We start from the raw sequence: 25,626 nt of genomic DNA, 5'->3' as shown, positions 1-25,626 counted from the left end.
TCTCAGTGCGCAAGCACAAAATAGTGTGGTGGCGATAGCAAGAAGGATACACCTGTTCCCATGTCGAACACAGAAGTTAAGCTTCTTAGCGCCGATAGTAGTTGGTGGGAAACTACCTGCGAGGATAGGACGTTGCCGCGCTTTTTCATTCCGGTTTAGCTCAGTTGGTAGAGCGCATGACTGTTAATCATGATGTCGTCAGTTCGAGCCTGACAACCGGAGTCAATTATTTGGAGAGTTGTCCGAGCGGCCGAAGGAGCATGATTGGAAATCATGTAAATGGGTCTAACCTGTTTCGAGGGTTCGAATCCCTCACTCTCCGTTAAATAATAAATGACATGGCCCGTTGGTCAAGTGGTTAAGACACCGCCCTTTCACGGCGGTATCATGGGTTCAAATCCCGTACGGGTCATTTTTTTGGAGGTTTAGCTCAGTTGGGAGAGCGTCTGCCTTACAAGCAGAGGGTCACAGGTTCGAGCCCTGTAACCTCCATTCGGTCGCATGGTCTAGCTGGTTAGGACGCCTGCCTGTCACGCAGGAGATCACGGGTTCGAGTCCCGTTGTGACCGTCTTAAAAAAAGCGTAAGCAATAAATTGCTTACGCTTTTTTGTTGTTTAATCATTTTAATTAAAGACGCCAGTGATTAATAGCAAGTATCCAAACTCTTGTAAATAGCAGTTACGTTTGATTAGGCCGAGTTGTAACGCAATTAATAATAACTGGCCACCTGCAAAGAGAATTAAATGCCAACCGTGAATTAAATGCGTTAAAATCAGTGCAATAATAATGCACGCCCATACTACATAACTGAGGATAGTAATCATCCGATTGTGAGTCGTTAGTTCGAGAAGATAAATGATGATTAAGAATAGGCCTAATTTTACGAGTAAATCCTCGGGGATAAAGTGAATGCCACTGAAAATCTGAGTAATTAAAAAGAAAAATGGGGCTAGTAAGAATTGAAATGATAACCGTAACGTACGGTCTTTGAACTGGTCTGGGTAGATAAAAGGGATTAGAACAAAAATGCTAGTAATCCCTGATAGAAGCCCAATCAAAGGTAGATCACGCCAGCCGATGATTGCGGCTAGAATAATTGCGACTAAAAGGGCAGCAGTTGCAATTATTCGCTTTGGTTTATACCGGGGTGATAAGACGAGTAAAATGGCTAATAGCGCCCCTAGAATCGCAGTTAGATAAAATGAAAGCCCGAATTGCTTTGGAAAAGACCACATTGTCAGTCCGACGATTAAACCGAGATTTAAATAATTAAACAAAGTCAGTAATTGTGGCCGAGTTGAAGCCTTTAGATGTTGTTGGTTAAGGTAGAACAATAGCAACACTTCTTTCTTAGAATATGTGTCTCATCTTAACTTTTTTTGAAAAGAAGGTCAACGGCTTTTGAAATGGATTGTATTTTGTGCTAGGATAGTAGAGTTATAAGAAGTTCCCGATAGGATTCACACACCGTGAAGAGGCCTTGTAACCGACACATATATAGGGGGAAACATAGAAATGCAAGAAAGACATTTATTTACTTCGGAATCCGTTTCTGAAGGCCATCCAGATAAGATTGCGGATCAAATTAGTGATGCCATCTTAGATGCGATGTTAGCACAAGATCCACAAGCACGAGTTGCTTGTGAAACAACCGTTACAACTGGGTTAGTCCTAGTTGTCGGCGAAATTTCAACAACGGCATACGTTGATATCCAAAAAGTGGTCAGAGAGACTATTAAAGGGATTGGTTATCGTGATGGGCATTATGGCTTTGATGGCGATAACTGTGCTGTGATTGTTGCACTTGATGAACAATCACCTGATATTGCACAAGGGGTCGACGATTCAGTTGAATCTCGTGCAAAGGATGAAGATCCACTTGATAAGATTGGTGCGGGGGATCAAGGGTTAATGTTTGGGTTTGCTGTCGATCAGACACCAGAACTAATGCCGTTACCAATTGCCCTTTCACACCGTTTAATGCGCAAAGTCGTTGAGTTAAGAAAGAGCGGGCAACTCGCTTATCTAAGACCAGATGCTAAGGCGCAAGTCACTGTTGAATACGATGAAAACGAACAACCTGTTCGTGTCGATACCGTCGTTATCAGTACCCAACACGATGCAGATGTGACTTTAGAAACCATTCAAAAGGATATGCTTGAACAAGCGATTCAAACCGTTATTCCAGCCAAATACTTGGATGATCAAACCAAGTATTTCATTAATCCAACTGGTCGGTTTGTCATCGGTGGACCACAAGGCGATTCAGGTTTAACTGGTCGTAAGATCATTGTTGATACTTACGGCGGTTATGCACGTCATGGTGGCGGTGCTTTCTCAGGGAAAGATGCTACTAAGGTTGACCGTTCAGCAAGTTATGCAGCCCGTTACATTGCTAAAAACATTGTAGCGGCTGGGTTAGCGCGCAAGTGTGAAGTGCAATTGGCCTATGCAATTGGTGTAGCGCAACCCGTTTCTGTTTCAATAAATACTTTCGAAACAGGGACCGTGAGTGAAGAAAAGATTCAAACTGCAATTCGTGAAAACTTTGATTTACGACCAGCAGGGATTATTCAAATGTTAGATCTACAAAGACCTATATACAAGCAAACAGCTGCATATGGGCACTTTGGGCGTACAGATGTCGAATTTCCATGGGAACGTTTAGATAAAGTGGATGCCCTAAAGGCAAGTATTGCTAAACTAAATGCCTAATGTATTATTAGACGAGTAAAAGAGGCGGCCTTTCCTTAGCTTATTTGAGTTAAGAAAAGGCTCTTTTTATGCCCAAGAATAAGAGAGGGAGCTAAGAATGGAACAAAGTAAGGGAAGAAAAACGAATGTATTACTCGTGACGATTGCGATTTTCGTCGCAACTTTCATGACAGCCATTGAAGGGACGATTGTTTCAACGGCAATGCCAACCATCATTAGTAATTTACACGGTATGAAATTGATGAACTGGGTCTTTTCAATCTACCTATTAACGAATGCGATGATGACGCCAATCTATGGTAAGATGGCAGATCGGATTGGGCGTAAACCAATCTTCATCTTTGGTTTGGCCTTGTTTGTCATCGGATCATCCTTATGTGGATTGTCAAATCATATGGGGACGTTAATTATTTCCCGGGCAATTCAAGGCTTGGGAGCCGGGGCGATTATGCCGGTATCATTTACGATTATTGCTGATATTTATCCGATTGAAAAACGGGCGAAAGTCTTGGGTTTTAATGGGTCAGCATGGGGGATTGCCTCCATCATTGCGCCGCTTTTAGGGGGCTTCATTGTTGATAAGTTGACCTGGCATTGGATTTTCTTCATCAATGTACCGATTGGGATTATTACGATTGGTTTAATCTGGTACTTCCTTCAAGAAGAGAAGAAGACGAGTGCTGAGCCAGTCGACTATTGGGGCAGTTTATGGTTGATGGCGGCCCTTTTGAGTTTACTATATGGCTTCCAAGTCATGGGTGAAGCCAAACCGTCAGTGCTCGTTTTAGGGTCAATGCTCGTGATTGCAGTGGCTGCTTTTTACCTCTTTATCCGCGTTGAAAAACATGCACAAGATCCGATTATCTCATTATCATTATTTAAAAATCGAACATTTGTTGTCCAAAATGCAGTGGCTGCTTTAGTGAGTGGTTTCTTAATTGGTTTTGAAGTCTATATGCCAATGTGGATGCAAGGGATCCTCGGATTGAAAGCCTCGATGGGGGGCTTTGTTGTGACACCTAGTTCTGTGATGTGGATTTTTGCCTCATTATGGGCAGGCCAATTACTTGTTAAGCACGCACCACGGACAATTCTAACCGGTAGTTTGTGTATTTTACTTGTTGGGAGCTTCATCTTAGCATTGGTCCCACAAACCACACCGTTTTGGTTCTTCTTATTAGTTGCTGCTGGTTTAGGGATTGGCTTTGGCTTAATCATTACCACGACGACTGTTACGGCACAAAGCGTTGCTGGTGCTGACAAAGTTGGTGTTGCAACGTCGTTTAATACGTTAAGTCGAACTTTAGGTCAAACCTTGATGGTTTCAGTTTATGGGATTATTTTGAATCGGCAATTGGCAAAAGGGATTGCTGGTGATGGTCGATTAGATCAAAACATGTTAAATGAATTGATTAATCCAGAAACTGCTTTGAACTTACCTAAACAATTATTACCAACATTACGCCATATTCTATACAATGGTTTACACTTCATTTATTTTGCGTCAATTGTGTTAATTGCCATTGCAATTATTATTAATTTAATGGATCGTAAAAGAAGTAAATAAAAAAGATTGACCAATACGGTCAATCTTTTTTATTTTAATGGAATAAGACACAGACGCCTTCAGGTGTTTCTAAGTCTTTTTGACAGGCGGCTAATAAACCAGTTTGGGCATCGCGCCGATAAAGCGTACCATTATCACTATTTTGGTTAACGGCTAATAGAAAATCGTCGTTAGCGGAAAGATTGAAGTCACGGGGGAATTCACCATCCGTTGACATTTGTTGGATTGCTCGTAGTTGGCGACTGTCATCACTGATGGCATACACAACGATTGAATTATACCCACGGTTGGAAGCATAAAGGAAACGACCGTCTTTGGAAACACGGATTGCAGCACCGCCGTTTGCTTCGTGCCAATCTGCAGGTAACATTGAGTAGGTAGCAACCGCGCTAAAAGTCCCATCGGCTGCATGATAATCTAAGACTGTCACTTCACTGGACAATTCACCCAATAGGTAAGCTGTCTTGTGATTGGGATGGAAGACTAAATGCCGTGTGCCAAAACCAGGTTCACTCTTGTAAATTGCTACTTTGGTTAATTGACCAGCATTGTCGACGACATAAGTTACTAATTCATCGGTGCCCAAATCACAGACCACTAAGCGGTGGTCAGGTGTTAGGTCGGTATAATGTACGTGGGCGCTAGCTTGTTCAGGACGCGGACCGTGGCCTTCATGAACTGTCGTGCTCGCTAAGGTTAAACTGCCATCGGCTTGGATTTGATAAACGAGTATTTCGCCTTTATGGTAATTGGCTGCATAAACGAGTTGGCGGTCTTCATCGACTGCCACGTATGCTGGTGGTGCGCCGGCTGCTAAGACCGCGTTCAAAAAGACAGGGGTGCCACTAGCTAAGTCATAGGCAGCAATCCCACCTTGGTCCCCATCTTTAATGACGGTGTAGAGGATGTTACGGTTTGAAATCGTTAAATAGGATGCGTTATCGAGATTAATGAATGGTTGGATGTCACTCACGGTTGCAGTTGTTGCATCGAAAATTCCGCGGTAGATCCCTTTACCAATCCGGCGGGTATAACCACCAATTAAAACTTCTTCTGTCATAATCAGACTCCCTTCGTCAAATACTCTTTGAGTATAGCATATTCCTGCGAAAACGGTTTAATCTGTTACTAAAAGGATTCACTAGTCGCTAAAACTAAGTCGCGAATATGCTACAATGATACTATCTTAACTAAGAGGAGATTTCATTATGAACACGCAAGCAGAAGTCATTTCAATTGGCAACGACGCCATTGATGATCAAGAACCGATGGTCATTTTATTCGATGAACATGCGACAACTGCCATTCAAAACGTGGCATTGATTCAACATTTTATGGACGAAGCGGCCAAAAAACAGCTAACACTGACGACAGATTCTGCGGTTATTATTAATCAACAACCTTATACGATTACGTATGTGGGCGCGTTGGTAAATCCTAACCTCAACAGTATTGGTCATGTCGCTTTAGTTTTTGGACCTGCGCCACAAGAAGATCAACTGCAAAGTGGGCTTTATTTAACACCAGCCGCCGCGGGTGTTCCGGCTGTTCCTGAATTCAAAGTAGGAACGCAGATAACGTATCAAGAAACTATGTAGGAATTAGGTGAATTGGTGTGACAGAGAATAAACAGCCACAAACAGAACGTTCATGGTTCTTTAAATGGTTTTTAAATAAGAAGCTACCGATTGTTTTGTTAAACATGTTATTAACGTTGCTGATTATACTTTTATTAACAAAACTTGCTTGGCTGTTAAAACCAATTCAGTCGTTGATGTTGGTTATTGGGTTACCGATTATTATTGCGGCCGTCTTGTATTACTTGACCAACCCGTTAATTGATTGGTTTGAACGGCGTTGGCATTTAAATCGGGTATTGTCGATTACGATTATTTTTATTTTAATTGTTGGCTTACTGGTCTGGGGAATTGCGACGATTATTCCAATCATTCAATCCCAGACAACGAGTTTAATTGATCAGTGGCCGTCTTATTGGGCGAATATTCAAACTCAGACGATGAAATGGTTTAACGACCCAGCCTTCAAATCGATTCAAAAACAATTAAACGATATCAATACGGATGTGTTTAGTAATTTATCAAGTAAAGTAAATAAAATGCTGACTTCGACCGTTAGTCATATTGGAACAGCGGTCGGAGTGGTGACGAACGTAGTCATCGCGATTGTAACGATGCCGTTCATTTTATTCTTCATGTTAAAAGATGGTCACCGAATGAAAGGCTATTTGTTAAAATTCTTCCCGGTTAAAGTACGCGCCACAACTGGGAAAGTGTTGGAAGAAATTAACACACAGGTCAGTCAGTACATCCGCGGCCAATTGACAGTAGCGTTTTGGGTTGCAGTCATGTTTACTGTAGGCTACTGGATTGTTGGGATGAAGTACGGGTTGACGTTGGGAATTTTAGCGGGGATTTTAAACTTAATTCCGTATTTAGGCTCTTTCCTAGCGATGGTCCCGTCAGTGATTATTGCAGCGTTTATCTCGCCGTTATTATTGATTAAAGTACTCATCGTGTTTGCTGTTGAACAGACCTTGGAAGGTCGTTTAGTTTCCCCATTGGTCTTGGGGAGCAAGATGGCAATGTATCCGGTCACGACAATCATTGTGTTGCTGGCTTCAGGAAAGTTATTCGGCCTTGCCGGTGTGATTCTCGGTATTCCAGTATATGCGATTATCAAGATATTAATTAGTCACCTTTTTGAATGGTTCAAGTCAGTTTCAGGCTTATACGAGCAATAAAAAACGCACGATCCGTAATAAATGCGGATCGTGCGTTTTTTGGTTTTTAGAGCGTTAATTTCATGTAGTGGTGGGGGATGCCCGCTTCCATTTCGCCTTCGCTTGTGACAATAAAGCCTAATTTTTCGTAGAAACCAATGGCGTGGTCCTGTGCGAATAAAATAATATAAGGCGTTGTGGTGCGTTTAGCGTCTTCAATGATGGCTTCGATTAATTGATAGCCGAGTCCTTGGCCACGGAAAGCTTTGATGGTAGCAACGCGCTGAATTCTAAATCCACCGTCTTTTAAGACGTGCACGCGTGCGGTTACTGCTGGGTCTTGATTGAGGTAACCTACATAGTGAATCGTGTGATCTTCGTGCGCATCGATTTCCTGTGTTTCCGGCATATTTTGTTCTCGGACAAACACCGTTCTTCTAATGTATGTTGCATCACGAAAGATAACACTGTTATCTCCAAGTGTATGTTTAATATCCATTTGTTTCACACCCTTTTCTGATCAATGTAGACGCTAAGGTTAAAAGCGACACGGGTAATTATACAGTTGTTTCAAGTCGGATTCAACCATTTCAGAGAAGTTTTTAGGTACCTAACTAAAAAGAGCCAAACTACCGATTTAAAAGGTAGTCTGGCTCTTTTAACTGCTTTTTAAAGCATGTCACCATTAAAAATTGAATGGCGAACAAGAACGTAATCGACTTTCTTCAATGATGATAAGCGTTTACCACCAGCATAAGAAATCGATGATTGTAAGTCTTGGCGCATTTCGGTGAGCGTGTCACTAATCGCACCTTTATAAGGCACTAAAATGCGTTTACCCTCGACGTTTTGGTGTGTGCCTTTTTGGAATTCTGAAGCTGACCCGAAATATTCTTTGAATTGTTGACCATCTTCTTCGACTAATTTGCCAGGTGATTCAGCGTGCCCTGCAAAGAGGGACCCAATCATCACCATGCTAGCGCCAAAACGGATTGATTTAGCGATGTCACCGTTGGTTCGAATTCCCCCATCGGCAATCATCGGTTTGGTAGCAGCTTTCGCGCACCATCTGAGGGCCGCCAGTTGCCAACCACCAGTCCCAAAGCCGGTCTTGATTTTGGTGATGCAAACTTTACCAGGGCCAATCCCGACTTTGGTTGCGTCCGCACCTGCGCGTTCCAAATCGCGAACGGCTTCAGGGGTGCCAACATTGCCGGCAATGACGAAACTCTTAGGCAGTACTTTTTTGATATGTTGAATCATATCGATCACGACTTGTGAGTGGCCGTGGGCGATATCGATTGTAATGTATTCTGGTAGTAAGTTATCGGTTGCTAATTGATTAATAAAGTCGAATTCATCGTCTTTGACCCCGACACTGATTGAGGCAAATAAGTCGCGCTCGTGCATCATTTTGATGAATGCGGGACGCTTTTCAGGTTGAAAGCGATGCATGACGTAGAAGTAATGGTTTTCGGCAAGCCAGATGGCAAGCGGTTCATCAATAATCGTCTGCATGTTAGCAGGGACGACTGGGATTTTAAACGTTTCTGAGCCAAAGCGGACGCTAGTATCAATCTCGCTCCGACTTTTCACAATACATTTATTGGGAATCAGTTGAACATCTTCGTAATCAAATACGTCCATTGGGAATTCTCCTTAAACACGAACATTTATTTTAGATAACACGGAATTTATCCGTGCATAACGTATAATAACGAACTTTTTTATGAAAGTCAAATAAAAAACACATTCGAACCCAAAGAATGGGAGAATGTGTTTGATGATAGTGGGCCTTTTGTAAGTTAAACGGGTTCTAATCCGCAGGAGCTGGCACACGCTCTATTTAATGTACCGCTTGCGCCAGAAGCGATAGACTAGCACACCAGAAATGATCAGGGAAATGAATAAAGTAATCAACCAACTTGTTTTAGAGTGAGACAGTGGAAGGTCCACGTTCATCCCGTAAAAACTAAATACTAATCCAGGGATGGTGAGAATAATTGAATAAGATGCCAAGAACTTCATAACACTATTCATGTTATTATTAATAATTGACGAGTAAGTATCGGCTGTTTCGTTAATAATTGTGTTGGAAATTTCTGCCATTTCGATGGCTTGATGATTTTCAATCTGAATATCATCAAGCAATTCAATTTCATCTTCATTAAGATCTAACATATTGGTCCGCATTAAACTAGCGAGTACCATTTTATCGGTCTTTAAGGACATCATGAAATAAACTAAGCCGCGTTGAATGGTCATCAGATCGAAGAGTTCTTCATTCCGTAGGGAACTCTGCAAGCGATTTTCGATTTGTTCACGAGAGCGGTTGATGTCCCGCAAATATTGGAGATAGATGGATGAAATGCGGAAGAGAATCTGGAGGACACTTCTACGGTGATTTTGTGGATTGAAACCTTTAATCTGGCCATCAACAAAGCTCTGTAAAAAGGTGACTGGCGTTTTGTTGATGGTTAAGACGGTCGAATCTGTTACAATAATTCCTAAGGGACTTGTTTTATAGAGGTATTTATCTGGTTTTTGCGGGTCTTTTTCAAGAATTGGTATGTTGAAAATAATCAGGGTCGCATTATAATCAGGATCGTGCTCAGCACGCGCACTTTCATCAGCATCTAAACTATAGTAGATAAAATCAGATGGGATGTGGAGCTTCTTAGTGAGAAGCTCAATTTCTTCAGTCGAGGGATCAGTTACGTTAATCCAACTGTTGGACTGGATTTTAGCATGTTTGGTGAGCTTTTTCTTAGCACTGTCGAAGCGATAGGTTTCGAGCATGGTGTCACTTCCTTCATCAATAACTTACTGTTAAGTCTACTGGATATTTTAAGAATGTAAAGTGCGGTATAAAAGAAGTGCGTTCAAACCGGGTATCCTTTCAGGATTAGCCTAATTAGACGAATAAGCGGCGTAGCCGATTGTTTGGCTAATGTAGCTAACCGGAACGGGATGCTTTTGAAAGCACGTTAGATCAAGGAGAATCAGAAATTTGAAAAAAATTGAGTTAGCCAAGCAGTTTTTAACGACGAACTTGGCCGTATTACAATGTCCAATCTGTCAGGACGTATTTGCAAGTGTAGCCGAGCACCAATTACTTTGTGTCAATGGGCATAGTTTTGACCTCGCTAAAAATGGCACGTTATATTTTTTAGCAAAGCAAATGAAGTCTGAATATACCAAGGAAATGTTGCAACATCGCCGGGCTTTTTTACAAGCAGGTTTCTTTCAACCGTTCTTAAAAGAAATTGCATCACGGATTACCCCCGATAGTTTAGTCCTTGATGTCGGTTGTGGTGAAGGAACGCCAGTGCAACAGCTCAATACGCAAGTTCCCGCGCGTTATATCGGGTTTGATATTTCTAAACCTGCGATTCAATTGGCAAGTGATTACAATGCCGATGCGTGGTTTTGTGCAGCAGACTTAGCGCGGATGCCATTTGCTGATCACCAGTTAGATACGGTGCTCAATATCTTTTCGCCTTCGCAATATCAAGAATTTAAACGTGTCTTGAAACCGGGCGGTCAACTAATTAAGGTGATTCCCAATGCGGGTTACTTACATGAGTTACGGGAGTTACTGTATCATGGTCAAGCTAAGGAAAGCTATGATCATGGTCCAGTCTTAGAATTGTTTGCGCAACATTTTCCAGATTATCAAGAAATGCAAGTTCAAAAAACAATGACGTTAACACCCGAGACATTGCGCGATTTGGTCGAAATGACGCCATTGACGTGGACGGCTTCTAAGGCACAATTAGCGGCAATCACGCTAGAAGCGCTACCTGAAATCTCATTAGATGTCACGATTTTAGTGGGAAAATGATGAGAATTTAAAGAAAGTTTAAAAATCTGATTGCAACTCTAAAATAAGGGCGCTATAATGTTTTTAAGGAATTTTTTCCCTAACTTTTATCAGAATTTATTTTGATAAAAGCTAGTGATGAAATGACACTAACGTAGTTTCTCGCCGTGAATAACCGAGGGACTACGTTTTTTTATTTGCAAAGCAAGGTAGAGCTTTTGTGAATTCTATTGTATAATTAATCTACTGAATCTTTTTTAAGGAAGTTTAGACCGTGACTAATCATATTGTATTATACGAACCACTGATTCCTGCCAATACCGGTAATATTGCGCGGACATGTGCAGGAACAGATACTGTTTTAGATTTAATCGAACCATTAGGCTTTGAAACCGATGATAAACATTTAAAACGGGCTGGTCTTGATTACTGGGACCAAGTTAAGATTAATTATCACAAGAACTTGGATGCCTTTTTAGCAACTGTGCCCGATCGTCAATATTTATACTTGATTACGAAGTTTGCTAAGCAAGCTTATTCTGATCAAGATGTGTCGGATACAAGTGTTGATCATTATTTTATGTTTGGTAAGGAAACGACCGGATTACCTGAAACTTTCATGCGTGAAAATGAAGATCAGTGTTTACGAATCCCAATGTCCGACCATATTCGAGCATTAAACCTCTCGAACTGTGCGGCATTAGTGATCTTTGAGGCATTGCGCCAACAAGATTTTCCAGGACTCGAAAAGAGTCATTTGTACGACAATGATAAATTAAAATAGGGAGTGTTTTTGATGCAAACGAAGAAAGATCCAATTACTGTTGATGCTTTTCATTATGACCGTGTTTCACCTGATGTAGAACCACAACAAAATATCCAAGTCAGCTTAGTCACCATCAGCGAAGAAGATCCATATTTACAAGAAGCTGATTTGAGCGCGGGGAATATTTACCAAATTGTGACGCCTTTCCAAGTTGCACCAGAAAAGAGTGGCTTTGCAGTGTCAGGTCAAATTTCACAAGTGGTTCAACTCTTAGATTTCTTTGGTGAACCAAGTGAAATTGATCAAAAAGACATGATGAAGCTTTCACGACCATTGATTGAATACATCGAAACATTGACGTATCAAGTGACGGCGGTTGCTTTAAATCGGGGCGTTCAACTCCAATTTACAGCGCAAGCCGACGAAGACTAATCAGCGAAAGGTTGCGGCAATTTTGCCGTGGCCTTTTTTAGTACCGTGATTAAAAACGGTACGGGACTGATATTTATGGGTTTAGTAGTACAGATGTTCGTGTATAATGGATAGTAGGATTTAAGGTTGAAGGAGATTTTCATGGCCACTAAAAGCAAAAAAAGAAAACCAGCAGCACGCAAAAAGAAAAAACAACAAACTGATTTCACAGTTAACATCATTGGGTTTATTTTTATTTTAATTAGTTTATTTGCGGGTTTAAAGCTGGGCTTTATCGGCGCGCTTTGCGCTAACGTATTCCGTCTGTTTGTTGGCGATACGTTCATTATTAGTGCTATTTTATTCGCCCTTTTGGGGGTCTATTTGTTGATTTATGGCAAGCAGCCACCCTTATGGCACCAAAAGACGCTTGGATTTGCAATCGCGTATCTCGGGATTTTAATTTGGTTGTCAGCATTCGTCTTGCACCATCAAGCGGTCAATAACCATTTCTTGGCCGCCACATGGCAGCTTTTATTGGAAGACTTCCAGAAGATGGCCGTTACGACGGAAGTTGGCGGGGGCTTAATTGGCGCCGCGTTGTATGGTGTTTTCCACTTCTTGTTCGCGCAGATGGGGACTTATCTGATTGCCGTCTTAATTGTGATTATCGGCGTTTTTGTTTTCTTAGATATTCCATTCAGCGTCGTTGTTCAGAGTACACAACGGTTTGTGCATGGGCTCTTTAAAGTTGGCGGCTACACGAAATCAGGGTTCCAAAAGGTCTCTGAAAAAGGTAAAGCGCAAGTCAGTGCTTTAAAAGAACAGACGCAAAAAGCTGTTCAAAATGCAACTGAACAAGCAGAAGAGACGTCAGAGACTAAAGAGCAAGTGGTCACAACGGACGGTCCAGAAAATGCACCGAAGCAAAAATTGGAACCTTTTAAAATAAATGGTCCCAAGGATCTACCAAAACCAATTGCGACGCAAGCAGAACCAACTGCACCCGAACCGGTGGCTGACGAAGATGAGCATGTTCCAGATGTGGCAGAACTTGCACCACTGAACGAGACGGATGATGATTACGAATTGCCAACACCAGCATTATTAACGCAAATTCCGGCGTCTGATCAGAGTGCGGAATATAAAGCTATCGAGAAAAATCAACAGGTCTTGAAACAAACATTTGATTCGTTTGGTGTTGATGTGACGGTTAAGAGTGCTAGTCTGGGACCAGCCGTAACGAAGTACGAGATTCAACCGGCAGTTGGGGTGAAGGTCTCTAAAATTGTTAACTTAGCGGATGATTTGGCGCTTGCATTAGCGGCGAAGGATATTCGGATTGAAGCACCAATTCCAGGTAAACCGTATGTCGGGATTGAAGTGCCGAACACGACCGTTTCGACCGTTTCCTTTAGAGAAATGATTGAACAAGAACCCCCACATCCAGGCAAACCACTCGCTGTGCCGTTAGGTAAAGATATTTCGGGTAAGGTCATTATGTCGGATTTAGCCAAGATGCCGCATTTATTAATCGCCGGTTCAACCGGGAGTGGGAAGTCCGTTGCAATTAACGGGATTATCACAAGTATTTTAATGAGTGCCAAACCACACGAAGTTAAATTGATGTTAATCGATCCGAAGATGGTCGAATTAAACGTCTATAATGGGGTGCCCCATCTATTGATTCCTGTCGTGACGAATGCCAAAAAGGCGGCGAACGCCTTGAACAAGGTTGTAAAAGAAATGGAACGACGTTATCAATTATTTGCCGATACAGGTCAGCGGAACATGATTGAATATAATCAGTATATTCAAGGCCACAACGAAGACGGCGAAATTAAAGGCGCACCACTGCCTTATATCGTTGTCATCGTGGACGAATTATCTGATTTGATGATGGTTGCCAGCAACGAAGTCGAAAGTGCGATTATTCGTTTGGCACAAATGGCTCGAGCGGCGGGGATTCACATGATTGTTGCTACCCAACGCCCATCTGTCGATGTTATTACTGGATTGATTAAGGCCAATATTCCATCGCGGATTGCGTTTGCTGTATCCAGTGGGATTGATTCACGGACCATCTTAGATGGCAGTGGCGCGGAAAAACTGCTTGGCCGTGGTGATATGCTTTACATGCCAATTGGGATGAGCAAACCATTACGGGTGCAAGGCGCCTTCATTTCGAGTCAGGATGTCGAAAGTATCGTGTCGTTTATTAAAGCACAACAAACGGCTGAATACGACGAAGAAATGATTCCAACCACTGAGCAGGAAAAGCAATCAACTGAAGAACCAGAAGATGAATATTACCAAGAGGCAGTCGAATTGGTCGTTAAACAACAAACCGCTAGCGTATCAATGCTCCAACGCCGTTTTAGAGTCGGCTATAACCGGGCTGCACGCTTGGTTGATGAGATGGAAAGCCGTGGTGTGATTGGGCCATCAGAAGGTAGTAAGCCACGCAAGGTGTTATTACAAAACGTACCAGAAGAACCAACAGAACAATAGCGTGTGACATAAGTCGAATATCGCCTAAAATGGCGAATAAGCGCGTCAGCGATTGATTGACATTCAGGATTAACTGAAAGGCGCTGGCTGATGGAACTCGGTTAAACTATTAAATGAAAAAGGCCGCGATAAAAAATACTTTTGTCGCGGTCTTTTTTGAGTTCACCTTCTTTTTTTGGTATGATAGAATCCGTGCTATGAAAAAGGATAAGTTGAAAAGAGCCATTTTAACTGTTGAAACAGTGAGGAGTAATATAACGTGAATCAGAAAATAACGGATGGCGTCTACCTGAATATTTTACAAACTAACCAATTTAAAACAATTAGATTAACCGTTCAATTAATTGCCCCCGTCACAGCTGATGGGATGACCCGGCGTTCATTATTAGCGAGCGTTCTAGGTGCTAGTAGCCAAGCCTATCGTGACCAAGTCGCAATTGCGAATGAATTACAAGCCATGTATGGTGCCGGCTTTAATATGAATGCCTATCGACAAGGAAACTTGGCGATTTTTAGCATCTCAATGCGAATTGTGAGCCCCCAATATCTACGGGATACAATCGACTTGCAAGAGCAAGCGATTGCGTTTATCGGGCAATTATTATTGCATCCAGATGTGGTTGATGGCCAGTTCAATCCGGTCATTTTTAATCGTGAAAAAGAGAACTTAGTGCGGTATATCGAAAGTGTTGCGGATGATAAGCAATCATATGCGGCGGTTGAATTACGCAAACTCTATTTTAAAGATGCAACGCAACAAATTCCCAATTATGGGGATGCAGCTGATTTAGCAACCATCACACCGGATGAACTATATGCGTATTATCAATCGATGATTGCAAACGATCGGGTCCAAATGACGTTTGTCGGTAATATCGACGAAGCCAAAACGGTCGCGGATTTGGCACAATTGCCATTTGCACCGCGTAATGTTGAACTGCCAACGATTTTTTATCAACAATCGTTATATCCACAAGTGCAAACTAAAACAGAAGTACAAACGGTGCAACAAGGCAAGTTAAACATGGCCTATCAAATGCCAGCTTACTTCTATCAAGCTGATTATTATGCCACAATGGTGATGAACGCCTTATTCGGTGGTACACCGCTGTCGTTACTTTTTACCAATGTGCGTGAAAAAGCGAGTTTAGCCTACTATGCCTCAAGTGCAATCGATGCTTTTCGGGGTGTCATTACGGTACAGACTGGGATTGAAAGTCGCCAAAAAGATCGCGTCTTAGAGATTATCGAAGCCCAACGTCAACGGATTATCGCGGGTGACTTTGAACAGGCGGTCTTTGAACAAACGAAGTTGGCCTTGATTAATCAATTTAAATCGAGTCTCGATAGTGCGGCCTATTTGGGGCAACAACAATTCAATCGTTTGTTTGTACCTGAAACTGAAATTGATGCAGAGCGATTTACACAAGCCATCTTGGCGGTTTCTAAACAAGCGGTTCAAGAACAAGCCGCAAAGATGCAATTGCAAGCCATTTACTTCCTGAAAGGGGTCGATACAGATGAAGCTTAGACAAAATCCCCGCTTAGGTGAAACCCTCTATGAAACTGAATTAGAGAATGGCTTGACCGTTAAAATATACCCTAAGAGCGGTTATCATAAGACATATGCAATCTTAACGACGAATTATGGTTCAATCGATAAGACGTTTATCCCAGCTGGGGAAACGGATTATGTGACAGTGCCAGACGGGATTGCGCATTTTCTGGAACATAAATTATTTGAGAAAAAAGATTACGATGCGTTTGAAAAGTTTGGTCGCTATGGGGCAAGCTCAAATGCGTTTACGAGTTTTACGCGAACGAGTTATTTATTTTCAACAACCAGTCACTTGCGAGAAAATTTGGATATTCTACTTGATTTTGTGCAGGAACCTTATTTTTCAACTGAGACGGTCGAAAAAGAAAAGGGCATCATTGGCCAAGAAATCCAGATGTATAATGATGAACCGGATTGGCGCTTATTCTATACAGTGATTGGCAATCTTTACCCAAGCCATCCGGTGCGGACAGATATTGCCGGCACGGTCGAGAGTATTGCGCAAATCACACCGGAGGCACTCTATCAGGCACATGCAACGTTCTACCAACCTAGCAATATGAACCTCTTTATCGTTGGTCAGATCGATGATCCGGATGAAGTGGTTGACTGGTTGAACGCCAATCAAGCGGCAAAAACATTTGCCCAACCAACAGAAATTGTACGTTCATTGCCTGAAGAAGCTGAAGATGGTCATGATATCATTCCGTATCGGTCACTTGAAATGCCAATTTCGCGCAGCAAGAGCATGGTCGGGATTAAAGGTTTAACGGATTACGGAACAGGTGAGTTAGCACTTGAAACAAAGTTGAAGATGAACTTGTTACTTGAATTGCTATTTGGTGATTCATCAACGCAAGTGCAAAAGTTGTACGATGATGGCACACTTGATGATAGTTTTGGTTACGAATTTGCCATTCAACGGTCATTTAATTTCGTGACCCTTGGTGGCGATGCGGACAATGCCCAAGAATTATCGGATGCGATTATTAATATCTTAGAACATGCCACGGAAAGTCCTGACTTTTCAGAGGATAACTTGGCGTTGGTTAAAAGAGCCGCAATTGGTGAATACTTGCAAGCGTTCAATTTGCTAGAAGCCATTGCGAACCAATATAGTGATGAATTCTTTACCGAAATCAGTCCATTTGATGTCTTAGGTTTGATCGAACAAGTGACTTTAGCGGACTTGCAACAGATGGCAACCGATTATTTCAAAATTGAAACGATGACAGTCTGCCACATCCTACCGGAGGAAGCAAACCATGCCTAAATCAGCCTTAATTATCGGTGCATCCGGTGATATTGGGATGACGGTCGCGACTGAAATGGCGGCGGACGGTTGGTCACTTTATTTACACTATCATCAAAACCAGACGCGGGTTACGACGCTGCAAAAGCAATTGTTGCAAGACTACCCAAAACAGGATTTTTTTGCGATTCAAGCTGATTTAACCCAAGAGGACGCTGTTGCAAAATTGACAGGCCAGCTTTTTCAAGTCGATGCGGTCATTTATACAGCAGGTGCGACGACGTATGGCTTATTGCCAGAAGTCAGTGCAACAGCACTCGATCACTTATGGCAGGTGCACGTTAAAGCACCAATACTATTGATGCAGCAGCTGCAAGCGAAACTAGCGCAGAGTCCATTAGGACGCGTCGTTTTAATTGGTTCAATCTATGGTGGCCGGGGCAGTGCAATGGAAGTGCCATATAGTACAGTTAAAGGCGCACAATCCGCCTTTGTGAACGCCTATGCACAGGAAGTGGCATCGCTTGGAATCACAATTAATGTGGTTGCACCAGGCGCAGTGGATACGAAAATGAACAACCAGTTCACAACAGCAGAACGGGCTGCTGTTGCAGCGGAGATCCCGGCCGGTGCTTTTGCAACCCCAGCACAGATTGCCTATTGGGTATTGAGTTTAATGGCACCTGCAGCCGATTATATGACGGGACAGACATTGTACGTTAATGGTGGTTGGTTAAAATAAAGAAATCTTAATAATGCACATACGTACCAATATGCTATAATTATGGATAATGATACTGGGATAATAGTGGGTGGAATTGATTATGAATGAAATTGGTCAAAAATTACGTGAAGCACGAATTGAAAAGGGCTACACACTCGATGATTTACAACAAATCACAAAAATCCAAAAACGATATTTAATCGCCATTGAAGAGGGCAATTTTGATGCCTTGCCTGGCAGTTTTTACGTGCGGGCATTTATCAAGCAATACGCCCAAACAGTGGGCTTAGATAATGATGCATTGTTGGCAGAATACCAAGATGCTGTACCAGATACGAAACCAGAAGAATATGTTGAAAAATCCGTTGAAAATCAAACCCGATTGACGCGCGAAACAACAGATTCTAAATGGTCGAAATGGCGCAATCTCGTCCCACAAATTACGATTGTGGCAATTGTGGTCATCATTATTGGGGTGGTCTACGGGATTGCGCTCAGCAACCGTGGTAAAGACCGCGAAACGTTAAACGAAACAAGCTCATCGGTTACGGTTTCTGGGGATAAACCAGATCCTAAGAAGGATAGCAGTAGTGAAGACAAGTCTGCTGAAAGCAGTAAGAAAGCCGCTTCTGAAAGTAAGGCACAAGAAGCTAGCAAGAAAGCTGCTGAAGATAAGGCTAAGAAACAAGAATTAACGGCGAAGATGACCAGCATTAATGGGTCACAACAAGCTTTTGAAATTAAGAACTTGCCAGCTAAAGCCAACCAAATTACGTTCTCAGCTGATAAATCAGCTGCTTGGGTCAGCTTAACGGCCAACGGACAACAAATTTGGCAAGGTTCTGTCGCAGTTGGTGCCGAACAAACTGCTGAATTACCTGAAGGCGTTACGCAATTTAGTATTCAAACTGGGAATGCACCTGCAACGAAGATGAAGATTAATGGCACCGATATTAACCTTAGTCCAAATAACGAAGCAACGTTTGTGCGGACGATTAATTTCACAGCAACATTGGCTAAATAAAGGACATTAAGGAGTCTTCAACATGAATTTACCAAATAAATTAACGATGTTTCGGATTATTTTGATTCCGATTTTTACTTTGATTTTAGTATTGGATGTGCCTGCGGCAGCCATTATGGTCGCTGGGACAAGTATTCCAGTCAGTGCGATTATTGCAACAGTGATTTTCATTGTAGCCTCTTTGACGGACTTACTAGACGGCAAGATTGCCCGATCACAACATTTGGTGACCAACTTCGGTAAGTTTGCTGATCCATTGGCTGATAAATTATTAGTGATGACAGCATTTATCTTCTTAGTGGCGCTAGATCAAGCGCCAGCATGGGTGGTTGCGATTATTATTTGGCGTGAATTAGCCGTTACTGGCCTACGTTTATTATTAAGCGAAGGTGGCGAAGTGATGGCCGCAGCTATGCCAGGTAAGATTAAGACGACGACGCAGATGTTAGCGATTATTCTATTGCTACTCAACAACGTCTTCTTTAACAACATCGGCATTCCAATGGCACAGATCATGTTATACGTTTGCTTGTTCTTTACGGTTTATTCGGGTACCGATTATTTCATCAAGAACAGAGGCGTCTTTAAAGACTCATTTTCTAAATAAACTTAAACTGGCGGGGAATCCCACGCCAGTTTTTTTAACCCAAAAAGCACGAAAAAAACGCGGTGATTCGGGTATAGTAGAGTAGCTTAAAAAATATATAGAACGTTTGTTCGATTTTTACTTGCTTTTATTTCGTGAAATCGGTAAACTAAGAGAGTACTGAAAAGGACTCTTTTGAGGAGGGCACTTAATTGGCTAAAGATGAAAGACAAGCAGCCTTAGATGCTGCATTAAAGAAAATTGAAAAGAATTTTGGTAAGGGCTCAATCATGCGAATGGGTGAAAAGGTTGATACACAAGTCTCAACTGTTTCATCTGGTTCCCTTGCATTGGATGAAGCGCTCGGTGTAGGTGGGTATCCACGTGGCCGAATTGTTGAAATTTATGGTCCTGAAAGTTCAGGTAAAACAACCGTTGCCTTACATGCTGTTGCCGAAGTGCAAAAGCAAGGTGGGACTGCTGCTTATATCGATGCTGAAAATGCAATGGATCCTAAGTATGCAACTGCCCTCGGGGTTAATATTGACGATTTACTCTTGTCACAACCAGATACTGGGGAACAAGGCTTAGAAATCGCCGATGCCTTAGTTTCAAGTGGGGCTGTTGATATTTTAGTTGTCGATTCAGTCGCAGCCTTAGTGCCTCGTGCTGAAATCGAAGGCGAAATGGGTGACGCGCATGTTGGGTTACAAGCCCGCTTGATGTCACAAGCCTTACGGAAATTATCAGGAACAATCAATAAAACAAAGACGATTGCGTTATTCATTAACCAAATCCGTGAAAAAGTCGGCGTGATGTTCGGGAACCCCGAAGTCACACCTGGTGGTCGCGCATTGAAATTCTATTCAACCGTTCGGCTTGAAGTCCGGCGTGCTGAAACCATCAAGAATGGGACCGATATGATCGGGAACCGTGCGCGGATTAAAGTGGTTAAGAATAAGGTGGCACCACCATTTAAAGTGGCTGAAGTCGACATTATGTATGGTCAAGGGATCTCACAAACGGGTGAACTGGTCGACATGGCGGTCGAAAAGGACATTATTAATAAGAGTGGGTCATGGTATTCCTATGGGGATGAACGCATTGGTCAAGGACGTGAGAACGCGAAGAATTACTTGGCTGATCATCCAGAAGTTCAAGATGAAGTCCGGCTTAAAGTTCGGGAAGCATATGGTATTTCGGATGTCCCAGTAGATGAAAGCGATGAAACACAACTCGACGTCTTTACGGATGACGATTCAAACGAATAAGAATCATTAAGCTGAGGCAAAAGTTATTTTGCTTCAGCTTTTTTGATTGCTTAACCGAATTATTCTGATGGTCGATTTGATTGACTGAACTCGAAAACGGTTGCAATGCCGATAGTTTAAGTTGACAGGCGGTTTATGAAACTATAAAATAACTATGTGTTGAAAAACTAAACATAATAACATCTTTAAAAATTTGCAGTGAAAGTTGCAATTCAAAATTTTTGATGATGCGGAGGTGAAACAATGAACTTAGCTTTTCCATTAATCCTCGCAGTCATCATGTTAATCGTTGGTTTACTAGTTGGTTCCGTTCTACAAAAGAAGGCGCACGAACGTGAAATTGATGGTGCAAATAAGACTGCCACAGGAATAATCGCAGCAGCTGAAAAAGAAGCCGCAACGCGGAAGAAAGAAATTCTTTTGGAAGCAAGGGATGAAAATCACCGCTATCGTTCTGAGATTGAAAATGAATTGAAAGATCGACGCAGTGAGGTACAAAAGCAAGAAAACCGTTTGATTCAACGGGAAGAAACAATGGATCGCAAAGATGCAACGTTGGATAAAAAAGAACGTTCATTGGAGCAACGTGAAAATCGTTTAACGAATCAAGCACAAGAGCTAACTGAAAAGCAGGCAGAAGCTGCCACTTTAGTTGAGCAACAAAAAGCGAAGTTGCAAGAAATTGCCGAATTATCGCATGATGAAGCGCAAAAAATCATTTTGGATGAAACGAAACAAGACCTTGAACATGAACGGGCTGTTTTAATCAAAGAAAGTGAAGAAACAGCTAAAGAACAAGCTGATCGGACTGCGCGCACATTAGTCGCTGAAGCTATTCAACGCAGTGCAGCGGATATGGTTGCTGAAACAACAGTAACTGTTGTGACGTTACCAAATGATGATATGAAGGGCCGGATTATTGGTCGTGAAGGTCGGAATATCCGGACATTGGAAACACTGACTGGGATTGACCTGATTATCGATGATACGCCAGAAGCAGTTGTGCTTAGTGGGTTTGATCCGATTCGTCGCGAAATTGCGCGCATGACATTAGAGAAGTTAATTCAAGATGGCCGGATTCATCCAGCTCGGATTGAAGAAATGGTTGATAAGTCACGCAAGGAAATGGACGAACAAATCAGACAAATCGGTGAACAAGCAATCTTTGATGTTGGTGTGCACACAATGCATCCTGATTTAATCAAGATTCTTGGTCGATTACATTTCAGAACAAGTTACGGGCAAAACGTCTTGAATCATTCAATTGAAGTGGCCAAGTTAACGGGGATTTTAGCCGCTGAATTGGGTGAAGATGTGACACTCGCTAAACGAGCTGGCTTGTTACACGATATCGGTAAGGCCCTCGACCATGAAGTCGATGGCTCCCACGTTGAAATTGGGGTTGAACTAGCAACGCGTTATAAGGAACCGGCAACGGTGATTAACGCAATTGGTTCACACCATGGTGATACTGAAGCAACATCGATTATCTCAGTCTTAGTCGCAGCTGCTGACGCGATTTCAGCGGCTCGGCCGGGTGCACGTTCTGAATCACTTGAAAACTACATTCACCGTCTTGAAAAACTTGAAAGTATTACGAATAGTTTTAAAGGTGTTGATCATAGTTTTGCGATTCAAGCGGGTCGTGAAGTTCGGGTGATTGTTAAACCAGAACAAGTCACAGATGACCAAGCAACCGTCTTAGCACGTGATGTGAAGAATCAAATTGAGAACCAACTCGAGTATCCTGGCCACATTAAGGTGACTGTGATTCGCGAAACAAGAACGGTCGAATACGCGAAGTAATGCGGATTGGCCTAACATTGAAGCGGGGGACAAAACCAATTTTGTTCCCCGCTCTTTTTTTGGTTTTAATTAAAATTGTGGAGGACATTATCATGAAAGAAGGTGTGTTATTAGTTAATTTGGCCCAGATAAACCAGAAGTCAAAGAAATTCGCCATTTTTTAAAACATTTCTTAGCTGATCAGCGGGTCGTTGCGATGCCCAAAGCGGTTTGGCTCCCCATTAAAAGTGTACATGCAACAGCAAGTTGCTCAATTACAAGCTGAATTACCCGATTATCAAGTTTTTGAGGCGATGTCATATAGTCAACCATTCTTAACCGATGTGCTTAGTGAGATTCAAACGGCGGGAATCGATGATTTGACGGTCGTGCCAATGTATCCGCAATATTCAACGACTACGACGATGTCGGTTTATGATGTAGTTGCGCAGTTTTATTTAAAACAATCAAACATGCCAACTTTGCATTTTGTGAAGGACTTTTATCAACGCTCAGGCTATATCGACTTGATGGCAACGGCGATTGAACAGAAGCTACAGACGCAAACCTATGACGAAATTATTTTGTCATACCATGGGATTCCAAAGTCGTACGTAACAAAAGGGGATCCGTACCAAGCACAGTGTGAAGCAACTACTGCGCTATTGCAGGCGCGCTTGCCTAAACAAACTTTTCGGACCACATACCAATCTAAGTTTGGACCGAATGAATGGCTAACACCGGCCACTAGCACTACGATGCAGTCATTAGCCCAAGAAGGCGTTAGAAAAATTTTGGTCCTAACCCCGGGCTTTGTTGCGGATTGTTTGGAAACTATCGAAGAGATTGATGTTGAAAATCGGGACTATTTTATGGATAATCAAGGCGAACAATTTGATTATATTCATCCCTTTAATGCTGATCCACGATTTACGGCCTTATTAGCCCAGATTGTGCGGGACAGATAATCAGGGTGCTTGGCTTTTGCTTAAGAAATCAAGTCATTGTTGTGTTTAACGGGTTTGATTTGTATAATAAAGAGAATGCAAGAGAAAGTAGGCAAGTTGAATGCAACCCATGTTTAAAATTATAGTTGGTCTATTTGCGACGATGCTCGTATCGGCCGCAATTACCCCATTAGTGCGCCGCCTCGCGTTTGTTTTAGGCGCAGTTGATAAACCAAATGCCCGCCGAGTGAATAAAAAGGCGATGCCGGCAATGGGTGGTCTGGCCATTTTTATCGCGTTTACGTTTGGGACCTTCGTATTATTACGCGGGCAATTCCAAACACACGAACTTTTCAGTATCTTCTTAGCAGAATGTATCATCATCATCACTGGGATGATCGATGATATTAAGGAATTGAATCCAAAGGAAAAGATGCTCGGTATTTTATTAGCAGCATTGGTCATTTATTTCTTAGCGGGCGTCCGCATGAATATTTTGACAATTCCATTTTTAGGCACCTTTGAACTAGGATGGTTAAGCTTCCCAATCACCATTTTTTGGATTCTGGCAATTACCAACGCCGTTAATCTGATTGATGGGTTGGATGGCTTAGCAACTGGCGTTTCGATTATCGCACTCTTCACAATGGGCGTCATCGCCTATTTCTTCTTATCAATCACCAATGTCAGCGTCTCAATCATGATTTTTTGTTTGGTCGCTGCATTAATCGGTTTCTTACCACATAACTTCCATCCAGCGAAGATTTTCTTGGGGGATACCGGGGCCTTATTCATTGGTTTTATGATTGCGGTCTTATCGCTCAAAGGTTTAAAAAACGTGACGTTCATTACGTTATTGATTCCAGTTATTATTCTCGGTGTACCAATTACGGATACAATTTACGCAATGTTGCGCCGAATTTTGAATAAAAAGCCCATTTCACAAGCAGATAAACATCATTTACACCATCGTTTGATGCAACTTGGTTTATCACATCGCCAAACGGTTCTCGTGATTTATGGACTGGCATTGGTCTTCTCGTTGATTTCATTGCTCTACCCACTATCGACACTCTGGGGAAGCTTGGCATTGACGGTAGCCGTCTTAATTGGCTTAGAATTATTTGTTGAATCAATTGGGTTACTTGGTGACAATCGCCGCCCATTATTGATGCTTTTAAAACGATTATTAAAACCGAAGAATGAAGAAAAGGATTAGCCATTGGCTAATCCTTTTCTTGCGTTATTGGTAGCGAATCTGGTGTAAATCCTGTGTGCTAATGGGGACTTCGTTGAATTGTTGAGGGCCAAGGTCGAATTGTAATTGGCCGTTGAGGCGTTCGGTTAATTGTTGTTGTAAATCACTAACTGCTGTAGTCGCTAACCAGACGGTCATTTGAATGTTAGTCGTATATTGGATGTCTTCGGCAGTGAGGTTTAATTGGCTAAGTAAATTTTGCACAGTGTCAAATTGAGCGTAGTCAATTGTAATCTGACAAGCGGTTTGTTCGATACCTTGGACAATACCGAGGTGTTCAAGTCCGGCCGAAGTGGCGTGACTGTATGCTCGAATAAGACCACCAGTACCAAGTTTGATGCCACCAAAATAGCGGGTGACAACGACACACAGATTAGTGAGCTGCATCTGGCGCAGTACTTCTAACATTGGCACGCCGGCTGTGCCACTTGGCTCGCCATCGTCACTTTGTTTTTGAATATTGGCCGTTAAACCTAATTGGTAGGCGAAACAATTATGATTGGCCTTCAGATTTGCTTTGCGAACTTGTGCGATGAACGCTTGTGCTGCGGTTTCGTCTGTGACACGCGCAACATGACAGATGAAGCGTGACTTTTTGATTTCGAGTTCAAATTCGCCGTCTTTTTGAACGGTAAAATAACTTTGCATACCGGACTCCTTGAAAAAATAAGCTGGATTTAACGGAAC

At 42.3% G+C, this 25,626-nt stretch carries 23 protein-coding genes, 5 tRNA genes, 1 rRNA gene and 1 riboswitch; of the genes, 23 read left to right on the top strand and 6 right to left on the bottom strand.

Features of this window, described 5'->3' with window-relative positions:
- Window positions 1-24: 24 nt before the first annotated feature.
- The 6 genes from rrf to ACF1X7_RS04730 all read left to right on the top strand — a co-directional run bounded on the left by rrf (window position 25) and on the right by ACF1X7_RS04730 (window position 569).
- A 5S ribosomal RNA gene (gene rrf / locus ACF1X7_RS04755) occupies window positions 25-141 on the top strand.
- An 8-nt stretch (window positions 142-149) separates the two neighbouring features.
- Window positions 150-222, top strand: a tRNA-Asn gene (locus ACF1X7_RS04750).
- 10 nt (window positions 223-232) lie between these two features.
- Window positions 233-322 (top strand) — tRNA-Ser (locus ACF1X7_RS04745).
- An 18-nt stretch (window positions 323-340) separates the two neighbouring features.
- Window positions 341-412: transfer RNA gene (locus tag ACF1X7_RS04740), tRNA-Glu, on the top strand.
- Window positions 413-419: 7 nt separating this feature from the next.
- A tRNA-Val gene (locus ACF1X7_RS04735) sits at window positions 420-492 on the top strand.
- 3 nt (window positions 493-495) lie between these two features.
- Window positions 496-569: transfer RNA gene (locus ACF1X7_RS04730), tRNA-Asp, on the top strand.
- Window positions 570-624: 55 nt separating this feature from the next.
- Here the strand turns inward: ACF1X7_RS04730 and ACF1X7_RS04725 are convergent.
- Complete coding sequence (locus tag ACF1X7_RS04725; RefSeq protein WP_237023205.1) at window positions 625-1,344, bottom strand: hypothetical protein; 720 nt, start codon at window positions 1,342-1,344, stop codon at window positions 625-627.
- 89 nt (window positions 1,345-1,433) lie between these two features.
- Window positions 1,434-1,519: riboswitch (SMK box riboswitch) on the top strand.
- On the opposite strand from ACF1X7_RS04725, the gene metK reads away from it, so the two are divergent.
- Window positions 1,517-2,716 carry a methionine adenosyltransferase gene (metK, locus tag ACF1X7_RS04720; RefSeq protein WP_064776946.1) on the top strand — a complete coding sequence of 400 codons (1,200 nt, stop codon included), beginning with the start codon at window positions 1,517-1,519 and terminating at the stop codon, window positions 2,714-2,716. It overlaps the preceding riboswitch by 3 nt.
- Window positions 2,717-2,813: 97 nt before the next feature.
- Window positions 2,814-4,283: an MDR family MFS transporter gene (locus ACF1X7_RS04715; protein WP_064776947.1), complete on the top strand. Its 1,470-nt coding sequence runs from the start codon at window positions 2,814-2,816 to the stop codon at window positions 4,281-4,283.
- A gap of 34 nt (window positions 4,284-4,317) precedes the next feature.
- Here ACF1X7_RS04715 and ACF1X7_RS04710 read toward each other — a convergent pair whose 3' ends face one another.
- Window positions 4,318-5,343 (bottom strand): lactonase family protein, encoded by a 1,026-nt coding sequence (locus ACF1X7_RS04710; protein ID WP_069468363.1) that lies wholly within the window; start codon window positions 5,341-5,343, stop codon window positions 4,318-4,320.
- Window positions 5,344-5,491: 148 nt separating this feature from the next.
- On the opposite strand from ACF1X7_RS04710, the gene ACF1X7_RS04705 reads away from it, so the two are divergent.
- Together ACF1X7_RS04705 and ACF1X7_RS04700 are read left to right on the top strand one after the other, a co-directional pair.
- A complete protein-coding gene (locus ACF1X7_RS04705; protein WP_004271184.1) occupies window positions 5,492-5,881 on the top strand; it encodes a PTS glucitol/sorbitol transporter subunit IIA in 390 nt (129 codons plus the stop codon).
- Between the two features lie 17 nt (window positions 5,882-5,898).
- Window positions 5,899-7,044, top strand: coding sequence for an AI-2E family transporter (locus ACF1X7_RS04700; protein WP_039099476.1), 1,146 nt, complete (start codon window positions 5,899-5,901; stop codon window positions 7,042-7,044).
- Window positions 7,045-7,090: 46 nt separating this feature from the next.
- Here the strand turns inward: ACF1X7_RS04700 and ACF1X7_RS04695 are convergent, their stop codons facing one another.
- From ACF1X7_RS04695 to ACF1X7_RS04685, 3 genes are all read right to left on the bottom strand, one after another.
- Window positions 7,091-7,522, bottom strand: a complete 432-nt coding sequence (locus tag ACF1X7_RS04695; protein ID WP_035186296.1) for a GNAT family N-acetyltransferase — start codon at window positions 7,520-7,522, stop codon at window positions 7,091-7,093.
- Between the two features lie 170 nt (window positions 7,523-7,692).
- Entirely contained in the window at window positions 7,693-8,670 is a 978-nt protein-coding gene (locus ACF1X7_RS04690; protein WP_069468361.1) for a GMP reductase, read from the bottom strand.
- Between the two features lie 195 nt (window positions 8,671-8,865).
- On the bottom strand, window positions 8,866-9,822 hold the full coding sequence (locus tag ACF1X7_RS04685) for a magnesium transporter CorA family protein (RefSeq protein ID WP_039099474.1): 957 nt from the start codon (window positions 9,820-9,822) through the stop codon (window positions 8,866-8,868).
- Window positions 9,823-10,033: 211 nt separating this feature from the next.
- Here ACF1X7_RS04685 and ACF1X7_RS04680 point away from each other — a divergent pair, with 211 nt between their 5' ends.
- The 13 genes from ACF1X7_RS04680 (at window position 10,034) to ACF1X7_RS04620 (ending at window position 24,900) form a co-directional block, all read left to right on the top strand.
- Window positions 10,034-10,867, top strand: a complete 834-nt coding sequence (locus ACF1X7_RS04680) for a methyltransferase domain-containing protein (protein ID WP_411162466.1) — start codon at window positions 10,034-10,036, stop codon at window positions 10,865-10,867.
- A gap of 253 nt (window positions 10,868-11,120) precedes the next feature.
- The gene (trmL, locus tag ACF1X7_RS04675) at window positions 11,121-11,630 is read left to right on the top strand and encodes a tRNA (uridine(34)/cytosine(34)/5-carboxymethylaminomethyluridine(34)-2'-O)-methyltransferase TrmL (protein ID WP_004270256.1); all 510 of its coding nucleotides are present in this window, start codon (window positions 11,121-11,123) and stop codon (window positions 11,628-11,630) included.
- Between the two features lie 12 nt (window positions 11,631-11,642).
- A complete protein-coding gene (locus ACF1X7_RS04670) occupies window positions 11,643-12,044 on the top strand; it encodes a DUF1149 family protein (protein ID WP_253726763.1) in 402 nt (133 codons plus the stop codon).
- 141 nt (window positions 12,045-12,185) lie between these two features.
- Entirely contained in the window at window positions 12,186-14,534 is a 2,349-nt protein-coding gene (locus tag ACF1X7_RS04665) for an FtsK/SpoIIIE family DNA translocase (protein ID WP_064776952.1), read from the top strand.
- Between the two features lie 259 nt (window positions 14,535-14,793).
- Window positions 14,794-16,065, top strand: a complete 1,272-nt coding sequence (gene yfmF, locus ACF1X7_RS04660; protein ID WP_004270245.1) for an EF-P 5-aminopentanol modification-associated protein YfmF — start codon at window positions 14,794-14,796, stop codon at window positions 16,063-16,065.
- Window positions 16,055-17,365, top strand: a complete 1,311-nt coding sequence (gene yfmH / locus ACF1X7_RS04655) for an EF-P 5-aminopentanol modification-associated protein YfmH (RefSeq protein ID WP_039099471.1) — start codon at window positions 16,055-16,057, stop codon at window positions 17,363-17,365. Before yfmF ends, yfmH begins: the two co-directional genes overlap by 11 nt.
- Window positions 17,358-18,086 carry an elongation factor P 5-aminopentanone reductase gene (gene ymfI, locus ACF1X7_RS04650; protein ID WP_064776953.1) on the top strand — a complete coding sequence of 243 codons (729 nt, stop codon included), beginning with the start codon at window positions 17,358-17,360 and terminating at the stop codon, window positions 18,084-18,086. Before yfmH ends, ymfI begins: the two co-directional genes overlap by 8 nt.
- Window positions 18,087-18,168: 82 nt before the next feature.
- The gene (locus ACF1X7_RS04645; protein ID WP_039099350.1) at window positions 18,169-19,092 is read left to right on the top strand and encodes a helix-turn-helix domain-containing protein; all 924 of its coding nucleotides are present in this window, start codon (window positions 18,169-18,171) and stop codon (window positions 19,090-19,092) included.
- 22 nt (window positions 19,093-19,114) lie between these two features.
- On the top strand, window positions 19,115-19,699 hold the full coding sequence (pgsA, locus tag ACF1X7_RS04640; RefSeq protein WP_064776954.1) for a CDP-diacylglycerol--glycerol-3-phosphate 3-phosphatidyltransferase: 585 nt from the start codon (window positions 19,115-19,117) through the stop codon (window positions 19,697-19,699).
- 191 nt (window positions 19,700-19,890) lie between these two features.
- Window positions 19,891-20,949, top strand: a complete 1,059-nt coding sequence (recA, locus tag ACF1X7_RS04635; protein WP_004270239.1) for a recombinase RecA — start codon at window positions 19,891-19,893, stop codon at window positions 20,947-20,949.
- 243 nt (window positions 20,950-21,192) lie between these two features.
- A complete protein-coding gene (gene rny, locus ACF1X7_RS04630; RefSeq protein ID WP_004270250.1) occupies window positions 21,193-22,755 on the top strand; it encodes a ribonuclease Y in 1,563 nt (520 codons plus the stop codon).
- 191 nt (window positions 22,756-22,946) lie between these two features.
- Window positions 22,947-23,702 (top strand): ferrochelatase, encoded by a 756-nt coding sequence (gene hemH, locus ACF1X7_RS04625; protein ID WP_411162465.1) that lies wholly within the window; start codon window positions 22,947-22,949, stop codon window positions 23,700-23,702.
- Between the two features lie 109 nt (window positions 23,703-23,811).
- On the top strand, window positions 23,812-24,900 hold the full coding sequence (locus ACF1X7_RS04620) for a glycosyltransferase family 4 protein (protein ID WP_004270225.1): 1,089 nt from the start codon (window positions 23,812-23,814) through the stop codon (window positions 24,898-24,900).
- Window positions 24,901-24,924: 24 nt separating this feature from the next.
- Here ACF1X7_RS04620 and ACF1X7_RS04615 read toward each other — a convergent pair whose 3' ends face one another.
- Window positions 24,925-25,587 carry a YigZ family protein gene (locus ACF1X7_RS04615; protein ID WP_039099348.1) on the bottom strand — a complete coding sequence of 221 codons (663 nt, stop codon included), beginning with the start codon at window positions 25,585-25,587 and terminating at the stop codon, window positions 24,925-24,927.
- Window positions 25,588-25,626: the final 39 nt, after the last annotated feature.

Source organism: Latilactobacillus sp. VITA-14 (genome assembly GCF_046580785.1).
Classification (GTDB): Bacteria; Bacillota; Bacilli; order Lactobacillales; family Lactobacillaceae; genus Latilactobacillus; species Latilactobacillus curvatus.
Note: the sequence above shows the minus strand (reverse complement) of the source record. Positions and strands in the feature narration are given on the sequence as shown.

What these genes read in the sequence shown, in the direction of transcription:
- ACF1X7_RS04705 (WP_004271184.1), top strand. Translation starts at nt 5,492, where the DNA reads ATGAACACGCAAGCAGAAGTCATTTCAATTGGCAACGACGCCATTGAT.
- ACF1X7_RS04615 (WP_039099348.1), bottom strand. Translation starts at nt 25,587, where the DNA reads ATGCAAAGTTATTTTACCGTTCAAAAAGACGGCGAATTTGAACTCGAA.
- rny (WP_004270250.1), top strand. Translation starts at nt 21,193, where the DNA reads ATGAACTTAGCTTTTCCATTAATCCTCGCAGTCATCATGTTAATCGTT.
- ACF1X7_RS04685 (WP_039099474.1), bottom strand. Translation starts at nt 9,822, where the DNA reads ATGCTCGAAACCTATCGCTTCGACAGTGCTAAGAAAAAGCTCACCAAA.
- metK (WP_064776946.1), top strand. Translation starts at nt 1,517, where the DNA reads ATGCAAGAAAGACATTTATTTACTTCGGAATCCGTTTCTGAAGGCCAT.
- ACF1X7_RS04645 (WP_039099350.1), top strand. Translation starts at nt 18,169, where the DNA reads ATGAATGAAATTGGTCAAAAATTACGTGAAGCACGAATTGAAAAGGGC.
- ACF1X7_RS04695 (WP_035186296.1), bottom strand. Translation starts at nt 7,522, where the DNA reads ATGGATATTAAACATACACTTGGAGATAACAGTGTTATCTTTCGTGAT.
- ACF1X7_RS04665 (WP_064776952.1), top strand. Translation starts at nt 12,186, where the DNA reads ATGGCCACTAAAAGCAAAAAAAGAAAACCAGCAGCACGCAAAAAGAAA.
- ACF1X7_RS04620 (WP_004270225.1), top strand. Translation starts at nt 23,812, where the DNA reads ATGTTTAAAATTATAGTTGGTCTATTTGCGACGATGCTCGTATCGGCC.
- ymfI (WP_064776953.1), top strand. Translation starts at nt 17,358, where the DNA reads ATGCCTAAATCAGCCTTAATTATCGGTGCATCCGGTGATATTGGGATG.
- ACF1X7_RS04690 (WP_069468361.1), bottom strand. Translation starts at nt 8,670, where the DNA reads ATGGACGTATTTGATTACGAAGATGTTCAACTGATTCCCAATAAATGT.
- ACF1X7_RS04715 (WP_064776947.1), top strand. Translation starts at nt 2,814, where the DNA reads ATGGAACAAAGTAAGGGAAGAAAAACGAATGTATTACTCGTGACGATT.
- yfmH (WP_039099471.1), top strand. Translation starts at nt 16,055, where the DNA reads ATGAAGCTTAGACAAAATCCCCGCTTAGGTGAAACCCTCTATGAAACT.
- ACF1X7_RS04710 (WP_069468363.1), bottom strand. Translation starts at nt 5,343, where the DNA reads ATGACAGAAGAAGTTTTAATTGGTGGTTATACCCGCCGGATTGGTAAA.
- pgsA (WP_064776954.1), top strand. Translation starts at nt 19,115, where the DNA reads ATGAATTTACCAAATAAATTAACGATGTTTCGGATTATTTTGATTCCG.
- ACF1X7_RS04670 (WP_253726763.1), top strand. Translation starts at nt 11,643, where the DNA reads ATGCAAACGAAGAAAGATCCAATTACTGTTGATGCTTTTCATTATGAC.